At 68.8% G+C, this 24287-nt stretch carries 21 protein-coding genes; 8 read left to right on the top strand and 13 right to left on the bottom strand.

Features of this window, described 5'->3' with window-relative positions:
* Window positions 1–58: 58 nt before the first annotated feature.
* From N5K27_RS04150 to N5K27_RS04135, 4 genes are all read right to left on the bottom strand, one after another.
* Window positions 59–514, bottom strand: coding sequence for a hypothetical protein (locus tag N5K27_RS04150; RefSeq protein ID WP_132978846.1), 456 nt, complete (start codon window positions 512–514; stop codon window positions 59–61).
* A 165-nt stretch (window positions 515–679) separates the two neighbouring features.
* Entirely contained in the window at window positions 680–2155 is a 1476-nt protein-coding gene (locus N5K27_RS04145) for an efflux transporter outer membrane subunit (RefSeq protein ID WP_087840113.1), read from the bottom strand.
* Window positions 2156–2171: 16 nt separating this feature from the next.
* Window positions 2172–5363 carry a multidrug efflux RND transporter permease subunit gene (locus tag N5K27_RS04140; RefSeq protein WP_279814847.1) on the bottom strand — a complete coding sequence of 1064 codons (3192 nt, stop codon included), beginning with the start codon at window positions 5361–5363 and terminating at the stop codon, window positions 2172–2174.
* 18 nt (window positions 5364–5381) lie between these two features.
* A complete protein-coding gene (locus N5K27_RS04135) occupies window positions 5382–6623 on the bottom strand; it encodes an efflux RND transporter periplasmic adaptor subunit (protein ID WP_279814845.1) in 1242 nt (413 codons plus the stop codon).
* A 140-nt stretch (window positions 6624–6763) separates the two neighbouring features.
* Between N5K27_RS04135 and N5K27_RS04130 the strand changes: the two genes are divergently transcribed.
* The gene (locus tag N5K27_RS04130) at window positions 6764–7780 is read left to right on the top strand and encodes a LysR family transcriptional regulator (RefSeq protein WP_087840110.1); all 1017 of its coding nucleotides are present in this window, start codon (window positions 6764–6766) and stop codon (window positions 7778–7780) included.
* Window positions 7781–7822: 42 nt separating this feature from the next.
* On the opposite strand, the gene N5K27_RS04125 is transcribed toward N5K27_RS04130, so the two are convergent.
* The gene (locus tag N5K27_RS04125; RefSeq protein ID WP_279814843.1) at window positions 7823–9553 is read right to left on the bottom strand and encodes a phosphoethanolamine--lipid A transferase; all 1731 of its coding nucleotides are present in this window, start codon (window positions 9551–9553) and stop codon (window positions 7823–7825) included.
* 130 nt (window positions 9554–9683) lie between these two features.
* Here N5K27_RS04125 and N5K27_RS04120 point away from each other — a divergent pair, with 130 nt between their 5' ends.
* Genes N5K27_RS04120 through N5K27_RS04100 form a run of 5 tightly spaced genes read left to right on the top strand, consistent with a single transcriptional unit; the run spans window position 9684 to window position 14723 of the window.
* The gene (locus N5K27_RS04120; protein ID WP_087840109.1) at window positions 9684–10154 is read left to right on the top strand and encodes a MarR family winged helix-turn-helix transcriptional regulator; all 471 of its coding nucleotides are present in this window, start codon (window positions 9684–9686) and stop codon (window positions 10152–10154) included.
* Window positions 10151–12202, top strand: coding sequence for an FUSC family protein (locus N5K27_RS04115; protein ID WP_279814840.1), 2052 nt, complete (start codon window positions 10151–10153; stop codon window positions 12200–12202). Before N5K27_RS04120 ends, N5K27_RS04115 begins: the two co-directional genes overlap by 4 nt.
* Complete coding sequence (locus tag N5K27_RS04110) at window positions 12192–12398, top strand: DUF1656 domain-containing protein (RefSeq protein ID WP_087840107.1); 207 nt, start codon at window positions 12192–12194, stop codon at window positions 12396–12398. Before N5K27_RS04115 ends, N5K27_RS04110 begins: the two co-directional genes overlap by 11 nt.
* A 4-nt stretch (window positions 12399–12402) precedes the next feature.
* On the top strand, window positions 12403–13305 hold the full coding sequence (locus tag N5K27_RS04105; protein ID WP_243724364.1) for an HlyD family secretion protein: 903 nt from the start codon (window positions 12403–12405) through the stop codon (window positions 13303–13305).
* A complete protein-coding gene (locus N5K27_RS04100) occupies window positions 13302–14723 on the top strand; it encodes an efflux transporter outer membrane subunit (RefSeq protein WP_087840106.1) in 1422 nt (473 codons plus the stop codon). The genes N5K27_RS04105 and N5K27_RS04100 overlap by 4 nt, the downstream gene beginning before the upstream one ends.
* Window positions 14724–14730: 7 nt before the next feature.
* On the opposite strand, the gene N5K27_RS04095 is transcribed toward N5K27_RS04100, so the two are convergent.
* The 3 genes from N5K27_RS04095 to N5K27_RS04085 form a co-directional block, all read right to left on the bottom strand.
* The gene (locus N5K27_RS04095) at window positions 14731–16383 is read right to left on the bottom strand and encodes a bifunctional aspartate transaminase/aspartate 4-decarboxylase (RefSeq protein WP_087840105.1); all 1653 of its coding nucleotides are present in this window, start codon (window positions 16381–16383) and stop codon (window positions 14731–14733) included.
* Window positions 16384–16415: 32 nt separating this feature from the next.
* On the bottom strand, window positions 16416–18107 hold the full coding sequence (aspT, locus tag N5K27_RS04090) for an aspartate-alanine antiporter (protein ID WP_087840104.1): 1692 nt from the start codon (window positions 18105–18107) through the stop codon (window positions 16416–16418).
* 179 nt (window positions 18108–18286) lie between these two features.
* A complete protein-coding gene (locus N5K27_RS04085) occupies window positions 18287–18910 on the bottom strand; it encodes a DNA-3-methyladenine glycosylase I (RefSeq protein ID WP_087840103.1) in 624 nt (207 codons plus the stop codon).
* A gap of 83 nt (window positions 18911–18993) precedes the next feature.
* Here N5K27_RS04085 and N5K27_RS04080 point away from each other — a divergent pair, with 83 nt between their 5' ends.
* Window positions 18994–19329 (top strand): thioredoxin family protein, encoded by a 336-nt coding sequence (locus tag N5K27_RS04080; protein ID WP_087840277.1) that lies wholly within the window; start codon window positions 18994–18996, stop codon window positions 19327–19329.
* A 12-nt stretch (window positions 19330–19341) separates the two neighbouring features.
* Here N5K27_RS04080 and N5K27_RS04075 read toward each other — a convergent pair whose 3' ends face one another.
* Genes N5K27_RS04075 through N5K27_RS04060 form a run of 4 tightly spaced genes read right to left on the bottom strand, consistent with a single transcriptional unit; the run spans window position 19342 to window position 22508 of the window.
* Window positions 19342–20067 carry an ROK family protein gene (locus N5K27_RS04075; protein WP_087840102.1) on the bottom strand — a complete coding sequence of 242 codons (726 nt, stop codon included), beginning with the start codon at window positions 20065–20067 and terminating at the stop codon, window positions 19342–19344.
* Window positions 20064–21401, bottom strand: a complete 1338-nt coding sequence (locus N5K27_RS04070; protein WP_087840101.1) for a lytic murein transglycosylase — start codon at window positions 21399–21401, stop codon at window positions 20064–20066. Before N5K27_RS04070 ends, N5K27_RS04075 begins: the two co-directional genes overlap by 4 nt.
* Entirely contained in the window at window positions 21398–22153 is a 756-nt protein-coding gene (locus N5K27_RS04065) for a glutamine amidotransferase (protein ID WP_347944230.1), read from the bottom strand. Before N5K27_RS04065 ends, N5K27_RS04070 begins: the two co-directional genes overlap by 4 nt.
* Before the next feature lie 43 nt (window positions 22154–22196).
* Window positions 22197–22508, bottom strand: coding sequence for a hypothetical protein (locus N5K27_RS04060; RefSeq protein WP_087840275.1), 312 nt, complete (start codon window positions 22506–22508; stop codon window positions 22197–22199).
* Between the two features lie 201 nt (window positions 22509–22709).
* Here N5K27_RS04060 and N5K27_RS04055 point away from each other — a divergent pair, with 201 nt between their 5' ends.
* A complete protein-coding gene (locus N5K27_RS04055) occupies window positions 22710–23084 on the top strand; it encodes a hypothetical protein (RefSeq protein ID WP_087840100.1) in 375 nt (124 codons plus the stop codon).
* Window positions 23085–23095: 11 nt separating this feature from the next.
* On the opposite strand, the gene N5K27_RS04050 is transcribed toward N5K27_RS04055, so the two are convergent.
* Window positions 23096–24175 (bottom strand): sterol desaturase family protein, encoded by a 1080-nt coding sequence (locus tag N5K27_RS04050; RefSeq protein WP_087840099.1) that lies wholly within the window; start codon window positions 24173–24175, stop codon window positions 23096–23098.
* Between the last annotated feature and the right edge of the window lie 112 nt (window positions 24176–24287).

The following is a 24287-nucleotide window of genomic DNA, read 5'->3' as shown; positions in this document are numbered from 1 at the left end:
AAGCGCCACTTTCCGGGGAATTCCGCGGCGGATCAAGGGGAAATGCTTCGGGAGGGTGTCAGCGCATGCCCGGGCCGTCGGGCCTTGGCATCGCCGGGCCGGGCGAGCCCGAGGGCATGGCCGGGGAGCCGGGCGCGGGTGTCACCACTTCCCGGTACTCCCGCAGCACGCCTCCGCCTTCCACGCTCCCGCTGACCGTCCCTCTTCCGTCCACCCGCGCCATGCAGGCCGCGCGGTCGGCTTCCGGCAAGGCGTTGCAGCGCTGGGTGCGGTTCTGCTCGTAGGCCGAATCGCTGGCGCCGCGCAGATTGCCGCGCCGCGCTTCCTGCAAGGCAGCGCCGGCCTCCCGCCTGCATGTCGCGCGGTCCTGGCCCGACTGGCCGCTGTTGCAACGAGCCAGTTCCTCCTGGTAGGTGGTGTCGGCGGCGGAAGCGGCGTGCGCCGAGGTGAACAGAACGGTGCCCAGGGCGACCGCAGCCAGTCCCAGGGCGCCACGCTTGGATTTCGTATTCATGCCTGACTCCTTTCGCGCGGAAAGGCCCCGGCGCGCGGGACCTGCGCGTCGATCCAGTGTAGGCTCGGCATGTCTGTCCGCAACGGGCGCGGCGCCTGACTATGTAAGCGTTCCGTACAGCAAAGACCGCAGCCCCCAAGACTGCGGGGCCACGGCCACAGCTTGTTACGAAGGCTGGCGTGGAAGCAACAGCGCCGCCGCGGGCGCCGGCGCCTGCCCTTCCCAGCCGCCGCCCAGCGCGCGGATCAGGTTGACCGTGGAGCGAGCCAGTTCCCCGTCCAGCCGGGTGGCCACACGGCGCTGCTGGAGCACGCTGCGATCGGCATCGATCACGTCCAGGTAGCTCACCGATCCTTCGCGGTACTGGATCTGCGACAGCCGGGCCGCGCGCGCGGCGGATGCCACCGCTTCGTCCTGCGCCCGGTACTGGTCGGCCAGGATGCGCAGGTTGGCCAGGTTGTCCTCCACCTCTTTGAAGGCCGCCAGCACCGTCTGGCGGTAACGGGCGGCCTCTTCCTCGTAGGCCGCCCGCGCCGCCTGCAGCCCCGCCTCGCGCCGCCCGCCGTCGAAGATGGGCAGCGTCAGCATCGTGCCCACCAGGGGGCCGAGCAGGAACGTGCGGCTGGACCAGTTGAACAGGTCGCCCAGTTGCGCGGACTCGTAGCCTAGCGCGCCGGTCAGCTCCAGCCTGGGGAAGAATGCCGTGCGCGCGACGCCGACGCGGGCATTGGCGGCCGCCATGGCGCGTTCGGCGGCGGCGATGTCGGGCCGGCGTTCCAGCAGATCGGATGGCAGGCCCGGCGGCACGGACACGGCCAGCCTCGCCAGCGGACTCGGGGGAAGGCTGAAGGAAGCCGGCGCCTCGCCCAGCAGGATCGCCAGCGCATGTTCGGCCGTCGCCCGCTGGCGGGCGATATCCAGGGCCTCGGACCGCGCCGATGCGAGTTCCGTGCGGGCCCGCGCCAGGTCCAGTTCGCTGATGTCCCCTTCGTCGTAGCGGCGCTGGATCAGCGCCAGCGTACGCTCGCGCAGCGCCACGGTGCCGCCGTACAGTTCCTGGCCCGCATCCAGTTCCCGCACCAGGAAATAGGCCTGCGCGACGTCGGCCTGCACGGCCAGTTGCACCGAACGCAGCAGGGCCTCGCCCTGTTCGGCCTGGGCCGACGCCGCCTCGACCCCGGCCGCCACCCGGCCGAACAGATCCACTTCGTAGGCCACGGAAGCCTGGGCTCGCCACAGCGTCGACGGCGACGTGTTCGCCTCGGCGGGCAGGCCCCTTGAAGCCGGCGACGGCCGCTGCCTCGTGGGGCCCGCGCCCGCGTCGACGCGGGGGTACAGGTCGGCCCGGGCCTCGCCCAGCCGCGCCCTGGCCTGCGCCAGGCGCGCCACGGCGGCCTTGAGATCCTGGTTCGCGTCCGCCGCTCGCTCCTGCAACCGGTCCAGTACCGGGTCGCCGAACACCGCCCACCAGCGTCCGCGATGGGCAGCCTCGGCCGGCTGGGCGGCCTTCCAGTTCCCGCCGGCCGCTTCCTTGAACGATGCCGGCACCTCGGGCCGCGGGGGATCGTAGGCCGGCGCCACCGCGCAACCCGCCAGCACGAGCAAGGCCGTCAATGCCGCGCTTCGCAAACCGCTTTTCATCAGATTCTCTTTCACATCAATGCCCCGCGTGATGAGCCGCCACGATGGGCGCCTCGTGCTGCGCGGCCGAGTGCAGCTTGCGCGCACCGCTGGCCAGCCTCAGCAGTACATAGAAGACCGGCGTCAGGAACAAACCGAACAGGGTCACGCCCAGCATGCCGAAGAACACCGCCACGCCCATGGCATGCCGCATCTCGGAACCGGCGCCGGTGGAGGTCACCAGCGGCACCACGCCCATGATGAACGCGATGGACGTCATCAGGATGGGGCGCAGCCGCAGGCGGCTGGCCTCGATGGCCGCCTCGACCACCGACCTGCCCTGCAGTTCCAGTTCGCGCGCGAACTCGACGATCAGGATGGCGTTCTTCGAGGCCAGGCCGACCAGCACCATCAGGCCGATCTGGGTGAAGATGTTGTTGTCGCCCCGTGTCAGCCAGACGCCCGTGAGCGCGGCCAGGATGCTCATCGGCACGATCAGGATCACCGCCAGCGGCAGCGTCAGGCTCTCGTACAGGGCCGCCAGCACCAGGAACACCAGCAGCACGCTGATCGGGAACACCCAGATGCCGGCGTTGCCCGCCAGGATCTGCTGGTAGGTCAGGTCCGTCCACGCCAGCTTCATGCCGCGCGGCAGGACCTGCTCGGCGATGCGTTCGGCGGCGGCCTGGGCCTGGTCCGAGGAATAGCCCGGGGCCGGCCCGCCGTTGATGTCGGCGGCGGTATAGCCGTTGTAGCGCACCACCATTTCCGGTCCGAAGGTCGGACGCACGTCCACCAGCGACGACAGCGGCACCATCTCGCCGGCGGCGTTGCGGGTCTTCAGCGCCAGGATGTCGTCCGGATGCGCACGGAACGGCGCATCGGCCTGCGCGCGAACCTGGTACACCCGCCCGAAACGGTTGAAGTCGTTCACGTACAGCGAACCCAGGTAGATCTGCATGGTGTCGAACACATCCGTGACCGCGACACCCAGCTGCTTGGCCTTGACCCGGTCCAGTTGCACGTCCAGTTGCGGCACGTTGATCTGGTAGCTGCTGAACGTCGGCCCGAGCTCCGGCGCCTTCTGCGCCGCCGCCACGAAGGCCTGCGCCGCCGCGTCCAGCTCGGCGTAGCCCAGCGCGCCCCGGTCCTCGATCTGCAGCTTGAATCCTCCCAGCGTGCCCAGTCCCATGACGGGCGGCGGCGGGAACACCGCGATGAACGACTCCTTGATGGCCGAGAACTGCTGGTTCAGTGCGTTCGAGATCGCCTCGGCCGAGACGTCCTTGCCCTTGCGCTCATGGAAGTCCTTCAGGGACACGAAGACGATGCCGGCGCTCGAGCTGTTGGTGAAGCCATTGATCGACAGCCCGGGAAACGCAATGGCGCTTTCCACGCCGGGTTGCTTGAGCGCGATGTCGGACATGCGCCGGATCACTTCCTCGGTGCGGTCTAGCGAGGCGCCGTTGGGCAACTGCGCAAAGGCCACCAGATATTGCTTGTCCTGCGCGGGCACGAAGCCCCCCGGCACGATGGACGAGACGCCCAGCGTCAGCGCCAGCAGCACGCCGTACACGCCCATGACCATGGCCTTGCGCGAGATGACGCCCGTGACCCCGGCGCCGTAGCGATCGGACGCCCGGCCGAACATGTCGTTGAAGCGGCGAAAGAAGCCGCCGAACAGGCGGTTCATCACGCGCGTCAGGCCATCGGGCCGGGCGTCGTGCGACTTCAGCAGCAGGGCCGCCAGCGCCGGCGACAGCGTAAGCGAGTTGAAGGCCGAGATCACCGTCGAGATGGCGATGGTCATCGCGAACTGCTTGTAGAACTGCCCGCTCAGCCCGGTCATGAAAGCCAGCGGCACGAATACCGCGACCAGCGTCAGCGCGATGGCGATGATGGGACCGCTGACCTCTCGCATGGCGCGGTACGTGGCCTCGCGCGGCGTCAGCCCGGCCGCGATGTTGCGCTCGACGTTCTCCACCACCACGATGGCGTCGTCCACCACGATGCCTATCGCCAGCACCATGCCGAACAGCGACAGCGCGTTGATCGAATAGCCGAAGCCCAGCATCAGCGAGAACGTCCCGATGATGGAGACCGGCACCGCCAGCAGCGGAATGATGGAGGCCCGCCAGGTCTGCAGGAACACGATCACCACCAGCACGACCAGCGCCACCGCCTCCAGCAGCGTGACCACCACCGCCTTGATGCTGGCGCGCACGAACTGCGTCGGGTCGTAGACGATGCGATAGTCCACCGAGGGCGGGAAGTCCTTGGCCATGTCCTTCATGGCCGCCCTCACCTGGTCCGACACCGCCAGCGCGTTGGCGCCCGGCGACTGCATGATGGCCAGCGCCACCGCCGGCTTGTTGTCCAGCAGCGAACGCAGGCCGTACTCGGCCGCCGCCAGTTCGATGCGCGCCACGTCCGACAGGCGCGTCACGCCGCCGTCGGGCGAGGTCTTGAGCACGATGTTGGCGAAATCCGATTCGGTCTGCAGGCGGCCTTGCGTGTTCACCGACAATTGCAGCGACACGTCGGACGCGCTGGGCGAGGCGCCGATCACGCCGGCCGCGACCTGCACGTTCTGCTCGCGTATCGCCGCCACCACGTCCGAGGCCGTCAGCCCGCGCTGCGCGACCTTCTGCGGATCCAGCCAGACGCGCATCGAGTAGTTGCCGGCGCCCCACAGCTGCACCTCGCCCACGCCCGGTATGCGCGCCAGGCGGTCCTTGACGTTGATCAGCGCGTAGTTGCGCAGGTAGGTGATGTCGTAGCGGTCATCCGGCGAGATCAGGTGGGTCACCATCGTCAGCGTGGGCGAACTCTTGATGGTCGTGACGCCCAGCCGCTGCACGTCCTCGGGCAGGCGCGGCAAGGCTTGCGACACCCGGTTCTGCACCAGTTGCTGCGCCTTGTCCGGGTCCATGCCCAGGCGGAAGGTGACCGTGACGGCCAGGTTGCCGTCGCTGTTGGCCTGGGACTGCATGTACAGCATGTCCTCGACGCCGTTGATGGACTCCTCCAGCGGCGAAGCCACCGTCTCGGCGATCACCTTCGGATTGGCGCCGGGATACTGCGCGCGCACCACGACCGAGGGCGGGACGACCTCCGGATACTCCGAGATGGGCAACTGGAACATCGCCAGCGCACCCGCCAGCAGGATCAGGACCGACAGCACGCCCGCGAAGATGGGCCGGTCGATGAAGAACTTGGAAATATTCATGATCGTGTCCGGGCCGCCTCAAACCTGCCTGGGCTGGCGCGCGGCAGGCGTGCCGGATGGTCCGCCGTCGGCCGGCGGACCATCGCCCGCGAACCGGCCCGACTGCCCCGCCATGGGCACTTCGCGCGGCGTCACGGGCTCGCCCGGCCGCACGCGCTGCAAACCGTTCACCACGATGCGCTCGCCCGCCTTCAGTCCGGCGTCGACCACTCGCAGGCCGCCGCTGGCGCTACCCAGCCGCACCTCGCGATAGCGGGCGCGATTGCCCTCGTCCAGCACCAGCACGAAACGCTTGTCCTGGTCGGTGCCCACTGCGCGCTCGTCGATCAGCAGCGCGTCGCGCGGCTTGCCGCCCCCCAGTTGCACGCGCGCATACAGCCCCGGGATCAGTTGTCCGTCCGGGTTGTCGAACACCGCGCGCACGCGGATGGTGCCCGAAGCCACGTCCAGGCGGTTGTCGATGAAGCTGACCGTGCCCTTGCGGGGATGGCCCTCCTCGTTGGCCAGGCCCAGGTAGACCGGGATGGCGCCCGAGCCGGCGCGGCTGGCCTGCGCCATCTTCAGGTAGGTAGGCTCGTCCACGTCGAAGGCCGCGTACATGCGCGCCGTCGAAACCAGCGTGGTCAGCGGAGCCGACGCCGCGCCGGCGGCGACCACGTTGCCCACCGTCACCTGCGCGCGCGAGATGCGGCCGGTGACCGGCGCCGTGATGCGCGTGTATTCCAGGTTCAGGCGAGCCGCCTCCAGGGCGGCCCGGGCGGCCTGCAGGTTCGCGGCCGCCTCGCGCGCGGCGTTCTGCTTCTCCTCGAAATCGCGTTTGGCGATCGCGTTGTCCGACAACAACCGCTGGCCGCGCGCCAGTTCGGAGGCCGCGTAGGCGTCGCGGGCCTCGGCCGCGGCAAGCTGGCCCTGGACCCGGGCGACCTCGGCCGCATAGGGACGCGGATCGATGGTGAACAGCACGTCGCCTTTCCTGACCAGGGCGCCGTCCTGGAAGTGCACCGCGGTCAGCGTTCCGGACACCAGGGGCCGGATCTCGACGCGGTCGACCGCCTCCAGCCGGCCTGAATAGCCGCGCCAGTCCGTGATGGTGCGGCTGACGACCTCGGCCACGTCCACGGCAGCCGCCGGGGCCGGCGCGGCGGGGGCTTCTTCCTGGCCGGCCAGGGCCGGCATCCTCTGCACGGCGATGCCCCCGGCAACGCCAAGCACGGCAACGCCCAGCGTGACCGCCAGCGCGCGTTTGCGAAAACGAAACATGAAAAACCTCGGGCTCGTATGGGTGAATACAGCGATGCCCGATTCTGAGTGTTATCGTGTTTCCGATAAATCCTGCGTTTTTACAAACACTATTCATCCAGAACGAACAATTGCCGCCCATCAGGCGGCAGGAGCCTCTCGTGGACAAATTCCAGGCCATGCAGGTGTTCACACGCGTGGTGGAAGCCAACAGCTTCACCCTGGCGGCCGACAACCTCGGACTGCCGCGCGCCACCGTCAGCACCACCATCCGTAATCTCGAACGTGCGTTGCAGGTCCGGCTGCTGAACCGTACCACCCGCAAGATCAGTCTCACGCCCGACGGCGCCTCTTACTACGAGCGCTGCGTGCGGCTGCTGGCGGACCTGGAGGAAGCCGAGACTTCCTTCCGCGACGTCGCGCGCCGGCCGCGCGGCCGGCTGCGCATCGACACGCCGGCCTCGATCGGCCGTTCCATCCTGATTCCGTCGCTGTGCGAATTCCATGAGCGCTATCCGGACATCGAGCTGGTGATAGGCATGAGCGACCGTCCGGTCGACCTGGTCCAGGAAGCCGTGGACTGCGCCATCCGCGTCGGCGAATTGCAGGACTCTTCCATGGTGGCCCGGCGCATCGGCACCTTCGAAAGCCTGACCTGCGCGGCGCCCTCCTACCTGGAGGCCTATGGCGAGCCACGCACGCTCAAGGACCTCGAGCGCCATCACGCCGTCCATTATTTCTCCGCCCGCACCGGCCGCACCATCGACTGGGACTTCGTCGTGGACGGCGTGGCTACCGAGGTCAAGGTCAAGGGCATCGTCTCGGTCAACGACTCGGACGCATACGTGGCCTGCGGCCTGCAAGGCTTCGGCCTGATCCAGCCGGCCCGGTACATGGTGCGCCCCCATCTGGAGTCCGGCCTGCTGCGCGAGGTGCTGACCGACTGGAAGCCTTCGCCCATGCCGATCTCGGTGGTCTACCTGCACAACCGGCACCTGTCGCCCAAGGTGCGGGCATTCGTGGACTGGGTAAGCGAACTGTTCGGCCGGTGTCCGCTGCTGGGCGGCGAATGCCACGCGAACGACATGCCGCAGGAATGCGAGTTCGCCTGCCAGCCCAGCGGCCACACGGTCCGGTCGGTCATCGAACAGCACAACCTGGCCGAAAGCGTCTTCTGAGGCCCCAGGGCCTGGCGAGCCTCTTTTTAGCGTGGACAGGCGCTAGCCCCGGGCGCGGCCCTTTCCCGCCCGGGCCTCGAGCGCCGCACGGCACGGCGCGAGCATGTCCAGCTGCTGCCTGTACACGCTCGTCCTTACCTCGAACATTCCCAGGACGGAATGGAACAGGTTGTCGTGGCTGTAGGGCGCGTCGCGACGGGCGGCCAGGCAGGCGGTGTCCACGCCCCAGTCGCGCGCCGCGCCGGGCGACATCCACATCACCATGGGCACGTGGGTCTGGGCCCGCGGCGCGATCGCATACGGCGCGGCGTGCAGGTAGAGACCGTTCTCGCCCAGCGACTCGCCATGGTCGGATACGTAGACCATGGCCGTATCCCGCGTGGCGGCCTGCTTCTGCAGCAGGCCGACGACCTGCGCCAGGAAGTAGTCGGTGTAGAGAATGGAATTGTCGTAGCCGTTGACCAGCGCCTCGTGCGGGCAGTCGCCCAGTTGGTTGGTGCGGCAGACGGGCTTGAATCGCTCGAATTCCGGCGGGTAGCGCCGGTAGTAGGCGGGGCCGTGGCTGCCCATGGTGTGCAGCACGATGAAGGCGTCGCCCGGATGCTCGTCCATGTAGGCGGACAGGCCTTCCAGCAGCGCCTCGTCGCGGCACCCCTCGGCGTCGCAGTGGGGAAGGCGCGGGTTGCCCATGATGCTGTCGTTGGGCACGCGCAGGCAGGTGCCCTTGCAATCGCTGTTGTTCTCGCGCCAGTAGACCGCCACGCCCGCCCGCTGGAGCACGTCCAGCAAGCCCTCGCGCGTCTTGGCGGCGCGGTCCGAATAATCCGCCCGGCCCAGGTCCGAGAACATGCACGGGACCGATACCGCCGTGGACGTGCCGCACGAGGCGACGTTGGAGAAATTGAGCACCCCCAGGCGCGACAGTTCCGGCGTCGTATCGCGCGCATAGCCGTTCAGCCCGAAGTGGTCCGCGCGCGCCGTCTCGCCCACCACGAATACCACCAGGGACTTGCGGGGCCGCGCCGCGGCCGCGGCCGAGCGGACGGCATCCAGGCCGATGGGCGCCACGACCAGGGCGGCCTCCTTGGCCCCCCAGCGCTGCCGCGCATACTTGCCCAGCGCGTACAGGTAGCTCGTCGGATTGATCTTCTGCGTCACCTGCCGGTGTTCGCGGAACAACGGCGCGTACACGGAATAGAAACCGCCCAGCATCGCCAGGCCGGTCACCAGGCAGGCCGAGGCCACCAGCAGGCGAGCCATCACGCCCCGCACGCCAGCCGCGTACTCCACCCGCAGGCGCCACAGGCCCGCCACGGGCAGCACCCCCAGCACCAGCAGGTAGCCCAGCAGCCCCGGGCTCAGCAATGCGCCGGCCTCGCGTACGTCGGTCTCGGCCAGGTTCTGCACCATCACGTTGTCGATTGCGACACCGTAGGTGCCCATGAAGTACGCCGCCAGGGCAGACACCGGCAGCAGCAGCGTCAACAGCGGCTTGAACACCGTCTTGAACGAACACAGCGTCAGCAGCAGCCCGAACGCCGACCACATCAGGATGGCGAACGATAGATAGAAGACGACCGAGCCCGCCCCGTTCCAGGGAACGATGCGCACGATCTCGCGCCAGACCGCGATGTTGTAGAAAAGCACCAACCCGGCGGCGATGGCGAGCGCCAGCCGCGTACTGCCCCGGAGCCCCCAGCCGCGGTTCTGCCCGGCCGCGACCAGGCCCCAAATGAACGTCCCCGAGCGATGCCCGTGTAGTGCGGAAGACAAACTGGCGCTCCCATGAAGCAATGCCGCCACGTTATCGGGCGCGCCATCGAAGAAACGTCGAAGCCTTGTCGAATTTTTGTCGAATCGGCAAATACTTCACAAACAAATAGTTTGCATGCTAATATTTTGCATGGACAAAATTGACAAGCAACTCGCCACCCTGACCATGGCCCTGGGCCGCACGGCTCGCGCCTACAAATCGGCGGCCGACACGTTGACCGCCGATTTCGGCCTGTCCCAGGCCACCGCCTGGCCGGTGGTCATGATCGGCCGCCTGGGCGACGGCGCCCGCCCCGGGGCTGTCGCCGACGCGCTGGGCATCGAGCCCTCGTCGGTGGTGCGCGTCATCGACCGCGTGATCGAGCTGGGCCTGGTCGAACGCCGCGAAGACGCCTCCGACCGCCGCGCCAAGTCCCTGTATCTCACGGCCTCCGGCCGGCAATGCGCCGACCGGGTCGAAGCCGCCCTCATCCCCTTTCGCCGCGCCCTGTTCGCAGGCAGCAGCCAGGACGACATCGAAGCCTGCCTGCGCACGCTCGAAGGCCTGCAGGCCGCGATCGAACAACTCGCCCGGGAATCCGGGCCCGCGTCGTCCTCATGAAGCCCCCCACCCTTTCCGAGGCGCTGTTCTCGCTCAAGAGCTATGCAGCCGCGGTGCTCGCCCTCTATCTTGCGATGCGCATGGGCCTGCCGCGTCCGTTCTGGGCCATGACCACCGCCTACGTGGTCAGCAGCCCGCTGGCCGGCGCGGTTCGCTCGAAGGCGGTCTACCGCGTCACCGGCACCACGCTGGGGTCGGCCATGGCCCTGGCCGCCGTGCCGCTCCTGGCCAACGCGCCGGAGCTGCTTTCGCTCGCCTTCGCGTTGTGGGTAGGGCTGTGCCTGTACATCTCGCTGCTGGATCGCACGCCCCGGTCCTATCTCTTCATGCTGGCGGGCTACACCGCCGCGCTGATCGGCTTTCCCGCCGTCACACAGCCCGAGCAGATCTTCGACACCTCGCTGGCGCGCGTCGAAGAGATCCTGCTGGGCATCACCTGCGCCACGCTGATCCACAGCCTGGTGATGCCGCAGGGCATCGGCCCGGTTCTCGTCGCGCGCGTGCAGCGGGCCTACGACGATGCCCAGCGCTGGATCGCCGACACGCTGGGCGGCAAGTCCGACGTCGGCCAGCTGGATCGGCGCAAGCTCGCCGCCGACGTCACCGACCTGCGGCTGATGGCGACCCACCTGCCCTTCGATACCTCGCACCTGCGCTGGACCACCAACGCCATCCACGCCGTGCAGGACCGCATCTCGCTGATGATGCCGTTGCTGTCCGCCATCGAGGACCGCCTGGCGGTGCTGCGGTCGATGCCCGCCGGCCTGGCCCGCCGCTGGGAAGCTGTGATGCGCGATGTGGCCGCATGGACCGGCGATCCCGGACCGCGTGACCCTGCCCGGCTGGCCGGGCTGGTGCGGGCCATCGACGCCAGCCATCCCGCGGTCTCGCGGGACATGGGGTGGCGCGAGATGGTCGAGCTCAGCCTGGGCTCGCGCCTGAAGGCACTGATCCATGCCTACGCCGACTCCAGCGCGCTGCGCACGCACATCGAGGCGGGCCTGCACGACGCCCGTTCCGAGTCCGTCCGCGAGCAGCCCAGTTCACCGCGCGTGCTGCACACCGACCGCGGGCTGGCCCTGCTGTCGGCCTTCGCGGCCACGGTCGCCATCCTGGCCTGCTGCCTGTTCTGGATCGCCACCGCGTGGCAGGCCGGTTCGGGCGCGGCGCTGATGGCGGCCATCTTCTGCTGCCTGTTCGCCACCATGGACAACCCCGTGCCGGCCATACGGGTGTTCCTGAAGTTCACGCTGCTGTCCATCCCGTGCTCGGCCTTCTACCTGCTGGTCGTGCTGCCGGCCGTGCACAGTTTCGAGATGCTGGTGCTGACCACCGCGCCGCTGTTCCTCCTGCTGGGTGTACTTATCGCCCGGCCGCCCACCACCGGCCGGGCGATGGCCTTCCTGTTCGGCGTGACCTCGGCGCTGGCCATGCACGACACCCAGACCGCCGATCTCGTCTCCTTCGCCAACAGCATGCTGGCGCAGGTGGCGGGCATCGTGGCCGCCGCCGTCTGCACGCGGCTGTTCCGCACCATCAGCGCCGACTACAGCGCGCTCAGGCTGTTGCGCGCGAACTGGCGGGAACTGGCCGAACTGGGACGCGCCGACTCGGCCCGCAACATCGTCGTAACCGAGATCTCGGCCCGCATGCTGGACCGCCTCGCGCTGCTTGCGCCCCGCATGGCGGCTGCCCGCGCCAACGCCGACCTGCAAGGCGCCGACGTACTGGCGGACCTGCGCGTGGGCCTGAACATGACGCAATTGCTGCGCCTGCAGCCCGAGCTGGACCGCAGCCACGTGCGCGTGCGGCCGCTGCTGGCCGCGCTGTCCTCGTTCTTCGCCAGCCGGCGCGTGCCCACCCAGCGCCCCGCCCCCGACTTGCTCGCGCGGATCGACGACCTGCTGCGCGCGGTGTGCGCGCTGCCGGCATCGAACGCGCAGCCCGACGCGGTGGCCGCGCTGTGCGGCATACGCCGCGACCTGTACCCCGATGCCGACGACTACCAGCCGGCGCCTTCCCTGCCGGAGTCCGACCATGTTCGCTGAAATCAACGTCTATGGCCTGTACGTGCCAGCCCTGTTGTTGCTGGCCTTCGCGGCCATCGTCGTGTCCAGGCTGCTTGGGCACGGACTGGCCCGCCTCGGCCTCTACCGCCTGGTCTGGCATCCCCCGCTGTTCGACGCCTGCCTGTTCGTCATAGTCCTGGCCTGCCTGTCGTTTTTCTTTACCCGCGAGTTCTGACGTGATACCCAAGATTTCATTGCCGGCGCTGGGTCGGTTCGCATTGACCCTGCTGGTCCTGGCCATCGCCATCGGCGCCGGCTGGACCCTTTGGCAGCGCTACGAGGTCCGTCCCTGGACGCGCGACGGCCGCGTGAAGGCCTATGTCGTCCAGGTCGCCCCCGATGTCACCGGCCCCGTCACCAGGGTGCTGGTGCGCGACAACCAGGCCGTCCGCGCCGGGCAGGTGCTGTTCGAGATCGACAAGGCCCGCTACGAACTGGCCGTGCGCCAGGCCCAGGCCGCCGTGCAATCGCAGCGCGCCGCCCTGGCCCAGGCCACGCGCGAGATCCGCCGCAACGGCGAACTGGGCGAACTGGTCGCCCAGGAAAGCCGCGAACAGGCCCAGTCGCGCGCCGAGCAACTGCGCGCCGCGCTGGCGCAGGCGCAGGCCAATCTCGACCTGGCCCGGTTGAACCTGACCCGCAGCACGGTGGTGTCCCCCGTCAACGGCTACGTCACCAACCTGGATCTGCAAGGCGGCGCCTACGTCACCGCCGGGCATGCCGTCATGGCGCTGGTCGACCGGGACTCGTTCTATGTCGAAGGCTATTTCGAGGAAAACAAGCTGCCGCGCATCCATGTCGGCGACCAGGCGTCGGTGCTGCTGATGGGCGCGGGCGAACCGCTTGAAGGCCACGTCGAGAGCTTCTCCGAAGGCATCGCCGACCGCGACCGCAGTACCGCCGCCAACCTGCTACCCAACGTCAACCCGACCTTCAACTGGGTGCGGCTGGCCCAGCGCATTCCCGTGCGCGTGGCCATCGACCGCGTTCCGGACTCGGTCAGGCTGGTGGCGGGCCAGACGGCCACGGTCGAAGTCCGCGAACAGGCCAAGGCCCGCGATCCCCAAGGAGCGGCCTCATGAAACCCCTCGTCTTGCGCTGCCTGGCCGCCGCGCTGCTGGGCGCGATGGCTGCGTGTTCTACCGTGGGCCCCGACTACCACGTGCCGGAGCAGGCCGCCGTCAACCTCGACGCCGCCAACGGACCATTGGCCGGACTGGAGGCCTCGTCCGCCCGGGCTGCGCCGCTGCCCGCCCATTGGTGGCGCCTGTACGACGATCCGGTGCTGGACGACCTGGTGGGCCAGGCCTTCGCCGCCAATACCGACCTGCGCGTGGCCGCCGCCAACCTGCGACGCGCCGCCGCGATCGTGGACGAGGCTGGCGCCGGCCGGCGACCGAACGTCTCGGTCAGCGCCGCTCCCGCCTATGGGCGCGCCTCCGGCGCCGCCAAGGGCGTGCCCTACGCGCTGCCCGACGTCGGCACCTACGACGCGGGCGCGGCCGTGTCCTACCAGGTCGACCTGTTCGGCAAGATATCGCGCGGGCTCGAGGCGGCGAACGCCGACGCGGAGGCGGCCCAGGCCGCCTACGACCTGGCTCGAGTCAACGTCGCGGCGGGCACGGTGCGAGCCTACGCCGACGTCTGCGCCGCCGGCCAGCAGCTGGAGACGGTCCGGCACTCCATCGCGCTGCAGGAACGGTTCGCCCAGCTCACTCGCAGGCGTGCCGACATGGGCCGCGGCACCTCACTGGACATCAGCCGCGCCCAGGGGCAGCTCGAGCAGCTGCGGGCGGCCGTGCCGCCGCTGGAGGCGCAACGCACCACCGCGCTCTACCGGCTGGCCGTCCTGGTGGGCAAGGCACCGGGTACGCTGCCCGCGTCCCTGGCCGCCTGCCATGTCCCGCCCACGTTGCGCGATCCCGTCCCGGTGGGCGACGGCGCGGCGCTGCTGCGCCGGCGGCCCGACATCCGCCAGGCCGAGCGCTCGCTGGCGGCCGCCACCGCCCGCATAGGCGTGGCCACGTCCGAACTGTATCCCAGCATCTCGCTGGGCCTGTCGGCCGGCAGCACCGGCACGCTGTCGCGCTTCGGCGCCGACAACAGCTTCCGCTGGAGCCTGGGCCCGCTCATCTCCTGGAGCCTGCCCAACACCGGCCTGGCCCGCAGCCATATCGAACAGGCCGAGGCCGGCAGCGCGGCCGCCCTGGCCCGCTTCGACGCAGCGGTGCTGAACGCGCTGCGCGAGACCTCCAGCGCGCTGACCGTATATGCCCGGGACCTGGACCGGGCCGACGCGCTGCGCGCCGCCCGCGACCGTAACCGCGAGGCCGCCGAACAGGCGCGCACGCTGTACCGCCTGGGGCGTACCGACTTCCTGACGGCGCTGGACGCCGACCGCACCCTGGCCGGTTCGGAAAGCGCGCTGGCCGCCGCCCAGGGACAACTGGCCACCGACCAGGCGGCCTTGTTCCTGGCGTTGGGCGGCGGCTGGGAATAACTTCCGGCTACTTCTTGCCGCCCTTCTTCGCCTTGTCCTTGCCGGCGGCGCGCTTGCCGGCGGGTCCGGGCCGGCCCTTGCGGTAATCGTCGTAGAACTGTTCGGCCATCTGCCGCAAGGCCCGGCCGATCGCGGCATATTCGTATTCGTTCAGGTTGGCCAGCGATACGCGCCCGGCCGGCCGCAGCGTGCCGAAGCCGCTGCCCGGCAGCATCACGATGCCGGTCTCGTCCGCGATGCGGAACAGGAGATCGGTGGGCGCCACGTTCTTCTGCACCCAGGCCGCGAATTCCGGGCCGTGCAGGTCCCTTGCGATGGCGCCCAGGTCGAGCAGCGTGTAGTAGTCCACCGCATTCTCGTCCTGGCTCCTGGCGATGCCGAGTTCGCGGTACAGCGCCGCCTGGCGCCGGCGGATCAACTTCTTGAGTTCGGCCTTGTAGCCGTCGTGCTCGTCCATCAGCGCGAACAGCGAGAACAGGGCCATCTGCACCTGCTGCGGCGTGGACAGTCCCGCCGTGTGGTTCAACGCCACGGATCGGCTGTCGGCCACCAGCCGATCGATGAATTTCAGTCCCGGCACGTCCGGCGTGAGCGAGGCATAGCGCTCGTTCAGGGCCTTCTTCATCGACGACGGCAGGCCGCGCAGGATCTCGTCCATGACGTTGTCCTGGTGCACGGCGATGGCCCCCAGCCGCCAGCCGGTCGCGCCGAAGTACTTCGAGTACGAATAGACCAGGATGGTGTTGCGCGGGCACGTGGCGAACAGCGACTGGAAATCGTCGGCGAAGGTCCCGTAGACATCGTCGGTCAGCACGATCAGGTCGCGCCGCCGGGTCTCGATGATGTTCCGGATGCGCTCCAGCCCATGGGCGTTGATCTTGTAGGACGGCGGATTGCTGGGGTTGATGCAGAAGAAGACTTTCACCGCCGGATCGAGCAGCTTGTCGATCTCGGCGTCCGGATATTGCCAGCCCTGGTCCGGATCGGCATTGACGTAGACCGACTCCAGCTGATAGCCGTTCAGGCGCGGGATCTCCATGTAAGGGGTGAAGGCCGGCATGCCTATCGCCACCTTGTCCCCGGCCTTGATCAACCCGTTTTCCTTCATCGTGTCGAAGACGTAGGTCATCGCGGCGGTACCGCCCTCGGTGGCGAACACGTCGATGTGCTGGTTGCTCAGGAACCCGCCTATCATCTCCTTGACCAGGTAGGTTCGGACGATTTCCTCGGTGATCCGCAGCATGCGCGGCGGCACCGGATAGTTGTCGCCCAGTACGCCCTCCACCATCTCGTGCAGGAACTCGGACGCGGACAGCCCCATCTGGTCGCGCACGTAGCTCAGGGCGCGCCCCAGGAACACCACGCCTTCCTGGTCCCGGTTCTCGGCGATGTAGGCGTTGAAGCGATTCTCGATGCCCTCGATCCGGGGCAGCCCCCCTATGCCGTGCGGCATGTAGGAAAAGGACAGCTCGGATTCCAGCGCGGCGAACAGCCCCAGCCGGAAGAATGCGCGCCGCGGCACGATGGCCAGGAAGTTGGGATTGCCCCGTCCGGCGTTGAGCATGAGCCGGTTCTGCTTGCTCGATGCCAGTTCGATGAGCGCGTCCTTCAGTTCGAAAGGACTCAGTTTGGCGTACCGACTGTAATCCGCTGTCGACATGACGGCCTCCGTGGATGGCTTGCGATGGGACCCTAGGCAAAGGCGACGACCAGCGGTCCGAGCAGGGTCAGGAAGACATTGGCCAGGGCATAGGTCACGGCGAAAGGCACCGTGGGAACCGAATTGCCCGCCTTGTCCAGCACCTCGCCGAAGGCCGGGTTGGCGCTGCGGGACCCGGACAGCGCGCCGGCGAACACGGCCGCGTTGTCGTAGCGCAGCACGTAGCGGCCGAACAGCATGGTGATGAGCAGCGGCACGATGGTGACCGCCACGCCGATCAGGAACAGCGACAGGCCGCTGGTGCGTATGGTGTCGACGGCCTGCAGCCCGGATTGCAGCCCGACCACCGCGACGAACCCCGCCAGGCCCAGGTCCCGCAGCAGCGTCGAGGCGCCGGTGGGCATGTTGCCCACGCTCATCCTGCGCGTGCGGTACCAGCCGAACAGCAGCCCGGACAACAGCGCCCCGCCTCCGCTGCCCAACGTCAGGGGAATGGACCCGATGCGCAGCACGGCCAGCCCGATGACCAGGCCCAGGGCCAGCCCCAGGCCGTGATAGACCCAATCCGTCTTGTCGCTGGGCACGATGACCGTGCCGACGCTGTGGGCCGCGCGCTGGATGTCGTTGCCCGTGCCGAACAGCACCGCGACGTCGCCGGCCCGGATGACCGTGTCCGGCTCCATCGGCAGCGGCCGGCCGTCGCGTTTGAGGCCCAGCACCACGATGCCGTGGCGAATGTCGGCGGCGATGCCCGCCCGTATCTGCGCGACGGTCTTGCCCAGGTAGGCGGGGCCGGTGATCAGCACGTCGCGCGTCAGCATGACCATGTCCATGCCGCTGGACGACAGCACCTCGTCTCCCAGCGCCTGGCGCGCGGCCATCACCGCCGCCCGCCTGCCGGCCAGCAGCACGATGTCGCTGGCGTGCAGCTTCAGGTCGGCCTGCGCGGGAATGATCTGGCCGTCGCGCTTGATGCGTTCGACCGTCACCGCCATGCCGTCGGGCGCCAGCGCCTCGATTTCGCCCACGGTGGTGCCCGCAGCCGGCCCGGCCCGGTAAAGCCGTCCCACCACCTCGGGCGCGGCGAGCTGTTCACCCGCGCCGGGCACGATCATGCCCGCGTTCATCGAAGTCTCGGCCTTCACCGCATCCTCGCGGATGTCGCGGCCCATGAACTTCGGCAGTACGTTGACGCAGATGATGATGGCCCCGAACGAGCCGAAGATGTAGGTCACGGCATAGCCGATGGCCACGTTGGCCTGCAGGCGCTGGAGCTCGTCGGGCGGCAGGCCCAGCTTGGCCAGTGCCGAGCCGGCGGTGCCGATGATGGCCGACTGCGTCAGCCCCCCCGCCGCCACCCCGGCGGCCAGGCCCTTGTCCAGGCCGAACATGCGCGCCAGCACCACCACGGTCACCAGGCCGGTGATGGCCAGCACCGCGGCCATGGCGATTTCCTTCAGGGATTGGCGCCCGAGGGACTTGAAGAACTGGGGGCCGCTCTCGAAACCGACGGCATAGATGAACAGCGCGAAGAGCACCGCCTTGACGCCGTTGTCGATGGAGACGCCGAGTTGGCTGAACAGCACCGCCACGAGCAGCGAACCCGCCACGCCGCCGAGCTGGAACCTGCCGAACTGGAACTTGCCTATCCAGAAGCCGATCGCCAGCGAGAGAAACAGCAGGATTTCCGGCGACTGCCTGATGGCCTCGAGTACCCACGTCATGATCTGCCCCCGTGTGAATGCTGCGGTCCTTCGCCCGCGGCACACCACTCGTGACACCGGGGATCGGACAGGGAAACCAACCGGTAACGCGACAAGGCACTGCATCCAGCCCGGATACTCTATCCGAAGTCATCGCAACGTGCTACCTGTGCACGCCGCTTCATAAGGGGCGTCCGCTTTCAGGGCCGCTTGCGCCGGCCCAACGCGCCCGGCCGCGGGAAGGCGGCGCGCAGCGCCTCCACCTCCTTCCTGCAGACGCAGTCCGGTCCGTGGTCGTTGACCATGCCGACGGCCTGCATCAACGAATACATCGTGGTCGGCCCCACGAAGCGCCAGCCGCGCCGCTTGAGCTCCTTGGACAGGGCCCGGGATTCCGGCGACTCGGCGCGCGGCGGCCCGTCGTAGGTACCGGCGGGTTCGTAGCGCCACAGGAAGGCCGCGAGCGAGCCTTCCTCGGCACGCAGTTCGCGCGCCCGGCGCGCGTTGTTGATCACCGCCTCGATCTTGCCCCGGTGCCGCACGATGCCCGTGTCGGCCAGCAGGCGTTCGACGTCCCGGATGCCGAAGGCAGCGACCTCGTCGACGTCGAATCCTGCGAAAGCCTGCCGGAAGGCCGGCCGCTTGCGCAGGATGGTGAGCCAGCTCAGGCCGGCCTGGAAGCCCTCCAGGCTGATGCGCTCGAACAGCGCCGCCTCGCCGTCCAGGGGGCGGCCCCACTCCTCGTCATGGTAGGACACGTACAGGGCATCGTTGCCGGCCCACGCGCAGCGGCGCGGCGGCTGGTTCGGTTCATTGGCGTGCATGGCTGGGGGACGAAAAAAGGAAATCCGATATATTCTCGCCCATGAACTCCGCGCGGAACCCACCGGCGCCCGCTTTTTTTCCCATGGAACAGATCGACATCGACGACGGCACCGCCGACCGCTTCCTGCTGGATGCCCCCGGCACCTCGCTGCTGGTATTCACCAGCGACACCTGCCCCAACTGCCGGCTGGCGCGCGCCCAGCTTCCCGACATGAGCCTGCCGGTGGCGCGCATCTGCTGGATCGATGCGGGCCGCAACCGCGGGCTGGTCGAACGCTACGAGGTGTTCCACCTGCCCTCGATGTTCGTGGTCAAGAACGGCGTCTACTACGGCGCGGTGCAGGCGACCCTGGCCGATTGGGACATCAGGCGCCAGGTCTCGCTGGCGCTGGACAGCTATCCGGCCGAGCTGCCGTAGGGATCGCGCCCGTCAGGCGTGGGCGGGATTCCAGCGTCGCCACAGCGCCGCCCCGCCGGCCAGCCCGGCATCGTTCGAGCCCACGCTGACATGAGGCGGCAAGCCCGCCTCCACCTCGCGCGCGTTGCCGCCACCCAGGTGGATGCGGTCCGGCTTGAGCAGGACGTCGACCAATGCCAGCGCGCGCCCCAGGCGCCGGTTCCAGCACGGCCTGCCCTCGGCCCGCAGCGCCGCGTCCCCCAGGCATTCCTCGTAGGTCTTGCCATCCTCCATGGGATGGTGCGCCAGTTCCAGGTGCGGCATCAGCTCGCCATCGCGGAACAGCGCCGTGCCCACACCCGTGCCCAGCGTCATGACGAACTCCAGGCCGTCTCCCAGCGCAAGGCCATAGCCCTGCATGTCGGCATCGTTGACCATCCGCGCGGGGCAGCCCAGCCGGTCGCCCAGCGCCTGCGCCAGCGGAAACCCCACCCACGCGGGGGAACCGAGGTTGACCGCGGTCAGCACGCGCTGCCGGCGGATGACGCCCGGAAAACCGATGGAGATCCGATCGTAGCCTTCCAGCATGGCGGCCATGCCGGCGACCTCGTCCAGCAGCCGGTCCGGCGGGCATGGCCTGGGCGTGGATACCCGCAGGTGCCGGCCCAGCAGCCGGCCCGCATCGTCGATGACGGCGGCCTTCAAGCCCGTGCCGCCGATGTCGACCGCCAGGATGCCCGGTCCGGGCGCTGCCTTCATGCGCCGCCCCCCGGCTGCGGCTCCGGTGCCGGCGCGGTACGCGGCAGTGGATCCTGCCGCAGCGTCCGCAGGATGCGCTGGCCCACCCGCCCATCGACGGCCAGGCCGGCCCGCTGCTGTTCGGCGGCCACGGCATCGCGCGTGCGGGTGCCCGGAATGCCGTCCGGCGTGCCGACGTCATGGCCTCGCGCCAGCAGCAACGCCTGCAACTCACGGATCTCGGCGCGCGACAGGCCGGGATCGTCGGTCGGCCAGGGAGTGGCGATGGGCGGCTCACCGCGCAGCCGGTCGATCAGCAGGCTGACGGCCAGCGCGTACTTGTGCGAGCCGTTGTAGCTCAGGATGGCGTCGAAATTGCGCGTGGCCAGGAATACCGGGCCCTCCGCGCCGGTTGGCGCGAACAGATAGGCGGGCGAATCGGGTGCCGGCTCGCCGCCGCGCAGCCGATCCGGCCTGCCGCCGTCCACCCGCGTGACGCCGCGGGCGGTCCATTCGGCCAGCGTGCGGCGCTCCGAGCCCGCGAACTCCTGGCCCGCGGGCACGCCTGCCGCCACGCCGGCCGGCAGCTTGACCTCGATGACCGGCAAGAGCCCCCGCGTCCACCGCGCCCGCCGCTTGCGCAGATGGCTGGCCGTGGACGCCAGCGCGTCGGGCAGCGATCCGTACAGGTCTATCCTTCCGTCGCCGTCGCCGTCGGCCGCGAGCTCGTAGTAGGAGGTCGGAATGAACTGGGTCATGCCGAAGGCGCCGCTCCACGAGCCGACGAAGGTATCCGGCTGCACCAGTCCGTCGCGCAGCATCCGTATCGAGGCATAGACGTTCTTGATCCACAGCGGCTTGTTCTCGGTGCACGCGCGGGTCAGCCATGCATCCAGCACCCGCGTTTTGCCCAGGACCCGGCCGAAGTTGGTCTCGATGCCGAAGATGGCCACCATCACTTCGCCATCCACTTCGTAGCGGGCGGCGATCTCCGATAGCGGCGCCGCCTCGGCCTCCATCAGCTTGCGCCCGTCGACCACCCGTTCCTCGTCCACGGTCTTGGCCAGGTAGTCCCACCAGGTCTCCCTGCCTTCGGGCTGAGCCCGCGCCGAGGCCACCGTGGAAGCCAGCAGCGTCGCGCCCTGGGTGTAGGTATCGAAATCGGCCACCTGGATGCCGTTGGCCGGGGCTGCCGGCCGCAGCCGGGCCAGGCAGGCGCCGGTATCGAGTTGGGCCTGGGCCTGGGAGGCGGCGAGCATGGCCAGGCTTGCGGCCAGCAGCCTGGCGCGGGCGAGAACCTGCGTGGAAATGACGGTCTCCTTGGTCGAATCGTGGATGAAGGTCGCAGCACTCATCGAGCGTCCGCCGATGCCGCCGGCGCGGCGATGCGTTCGAAGAAGCGCCGCATGATGGCATGGGACACCGGCGTCTCGGCCACGCCCGAGCGCAGCGCCTGCACGTCCAGGCCTTCATCGGCCAGCCCGGCCCGCATCACGTCGAAATACGCCCTCATGACGGGCACCGTGAACTCGGGATGGAACTGCACCGAGACCGCATTGGGGCCATAGCGCAGCATCTGGTGGCTGTCCTTGCCGTTGCGGGCCAGCACGGCGGCGCCGGCTGGCGGCTCGGCCACGGTCTGCTCGTGGATGAAATGGGCGGCGAAGATCGACGGCATACCCGCCACCAGGGCATCGCCGGCCGCCGCCGGAGTCAGTTCGACCTGCTGGGTGCCGATCTCCCGCCCGCCCTCGAGGTAGCCGACACGCCCCCCCAGCGCATAGCTCATCAGTTGGTGGCCATAGCAGATGCCGAACAGGGGCAGCGACGCGTCCATGGCATCGCGCACCCAGCTCGCACAGGCTTCGCTCCAGGGCGCGTGGTCGGTCACGTTGGCGCGCGAGCCGGTGATCAGCGCGGCCGCGTAGCGCGACGGCGCCTCGGGCGTCTCGCCCTTGTAGGCGGCCACGCGGGCCAGCCGCCCGGGATTCAGGCCGGCCACCTCGCCCACCATGCGATCGAAGCCGCCATAGGCCGCGCCGACCGCCTGCGGCGGGCCGCCGGTCTGAAGGATGAGGATGGGAAGCATCTGGGGCACCTCTGCCATGGACATCCTTCCATGACACCTTATTTCCCGCGTCGCGGCAACCTCAGGCGGACGTGCCCGCTTCGCCGATCAATCCGCCCAGGAGCAGCACCGCCAGCAGGAACCAGAAGATGGCGCCCAGCACCGAGCGGTTCAGCAGCGAGCGTATGCCGGCGTAGAGCAGCAGCAGGCCCAGGACCAGCAGCGCGAAATTGAACAGGGTCGGGCTCATGCCCAGGGCCTCGGCCAGGCCGGAGGAAAACGCGCCGACGGCTTCGCCGAAACCGCCGAATACCGTTTTCAGCGCGGCGACGATGGTGCGGATGGCCTCGCCCAGCATGGCCCCCAGCCATTCGAAAGTGGATTCGCTTTTCATGTGCGGCGACGTGGTTGGCACGCGGCCATTATGGCCCATGCGCCGCGCCGCCAAGCCCGCCGACATCCTTGGAAACATCGCGCAGGCGGCGGTTGCAAAACCTTACAACCCATGTGGGCGCGGACATGTGCGACACGCCGAAAGCCACCATACTGGCCGCTGATCCTTCCCATGGACCACGCACCGACTCAAGGAGGCATCATGGTTCGAGCTTTCGTCCACGCCACTTGCGCCGCCGCCCTGCTCGCGGCCGGCTGCTCATCGCTGATGGTGAGCGAGCCCGCCAGGATCAGCGACGGCGCGATGGTGGCCCCCAACGGCATGAGCCTGTACACCTTCGATCGCGACCCCGTCGGCCAGAGCGCCTGCAACGGCGTCTGCGCGCAGAACTGGCCTCCCCTGACCGCCCCGTCGGGCGCCACCCGCAGCGGGGATTGGATGGTCATCACCCGCCAGGACGGCGTCCGGCAATGGGCCTATCGAGGCAAGCCGCTGTATTTCTGGACCAAGGACCGGGCCCCGGGGGACCGCACGGGCGACGGCGTCAACGGACTCTGGCACCTGGCCCGGCCCTGACGCGGCCGGATTCAGGCCGCAGGCGCTCCGCCCGCCGGCCCCGCGTCCGCAGGCACGGGCAGGTGCTCGGCCTCGTCGCTGGGGATGGGGGCATAGTCGGGGCCGAACGAGACCTCGCCCAGTCTCCATCCCGCCGGCCGCCGTACCGCTCCCCAGAAACGCCGGGCGGCCTGCCACTGCTGGCCGACCAGGCCACGGTCGTTGTCGGCATCGACCATGGGATCGCTGACGCCGGTCGGGCGGATCTTCTCGCCGTACAGCGCCGTGCCGAACAGGATGTCCCAGACGGGCAGGACCTGTCCGAAGTTGCAGTTGTGCAGCGAGGGGCGTTCGGGATCCCGCACCATGTGGTGCAGGCGATGGAACTTGGGATCGACCAGCAGGCGTTCGCCGATGCGGCCGAAGCCGAAGCGCACGTTGGTGTGCGACAGGTTCTGCACCAGCTCGCTCAATAGGCCCAGCAGCGCGAACTCGGAAGGCTCCACGCCCATGGCCAGGCCGACGGTGGCCAGGATGAAGGATTGCAGCACCCCGTCGATGTAGCTGCCGCGATCGTTGGTCCAGCAGCTCATCTGGCGCTGGCTGTGGTGCATGCTGTGCAGCGCCCACCACCACGGAATGGCATGCTGGGCCCGGTGCATCCAGTAATAGACGCAGTCGTAGACCAGGTAATAGACCAGGAACAGCAGGTAGGGATGGTCCTCGAACCAGGGCACCCAGTGCTTGAGCCCGGAGGAGACGGCGGGACCGGCCTCGGCCTCGCCGCCGAGCCCGCCCAGCATGTTGGCGAATGGCGTCAGGACCAGGTAGCTGAACAGCGGGAACAGGCCCAGCAGCATCAGCAGCGTGTACAGCCGGTCGATGCGCGTGAGTTTCCTGTCCTCCCAGCGCTCGGCCGGCGCCAGGGTTTCCAGGGGACGGAAGATGAACCCTATGATGAAGAGCTGCAGCAGCGCGATCAGCAGCGCCTCGGAGATCTCCAGCGGATTGCCCGCGGTATCGGCGATGTGCAGGAAAAGCACGGCCGGTTCGACGAGATGGGTGCTGACCCAGGCGATCAGCTGGGTCCAGAGCGATGCCAGGTAAGACATGGAAATCGGTATCGGATTCGACGCTGCGCATACTGTAGCACCCAGCCGGCCGGGACTGGCCTGGCCGGCTGGGGCAATGATAAGATACATCTAATATATATCTTATTGGGTG

Origin of the sequence: Pigmentiphaga sp. GD03639 (genome assembly GCF_029845405.1) — a bacterium.
Classification (GTDB): Bacteria; Pseudomonadota; Gammaproteobacteria; order Burkholderiales; family Burkholderiaceae_B; genus Pigmentiphaga; species Pigmentiphaga daeguensis.
The sequence above is the reverse complement of the archived record's forward strand: the minus strand, read 5'-3'. Positions and strand labels throughout refer to the sequence as shown.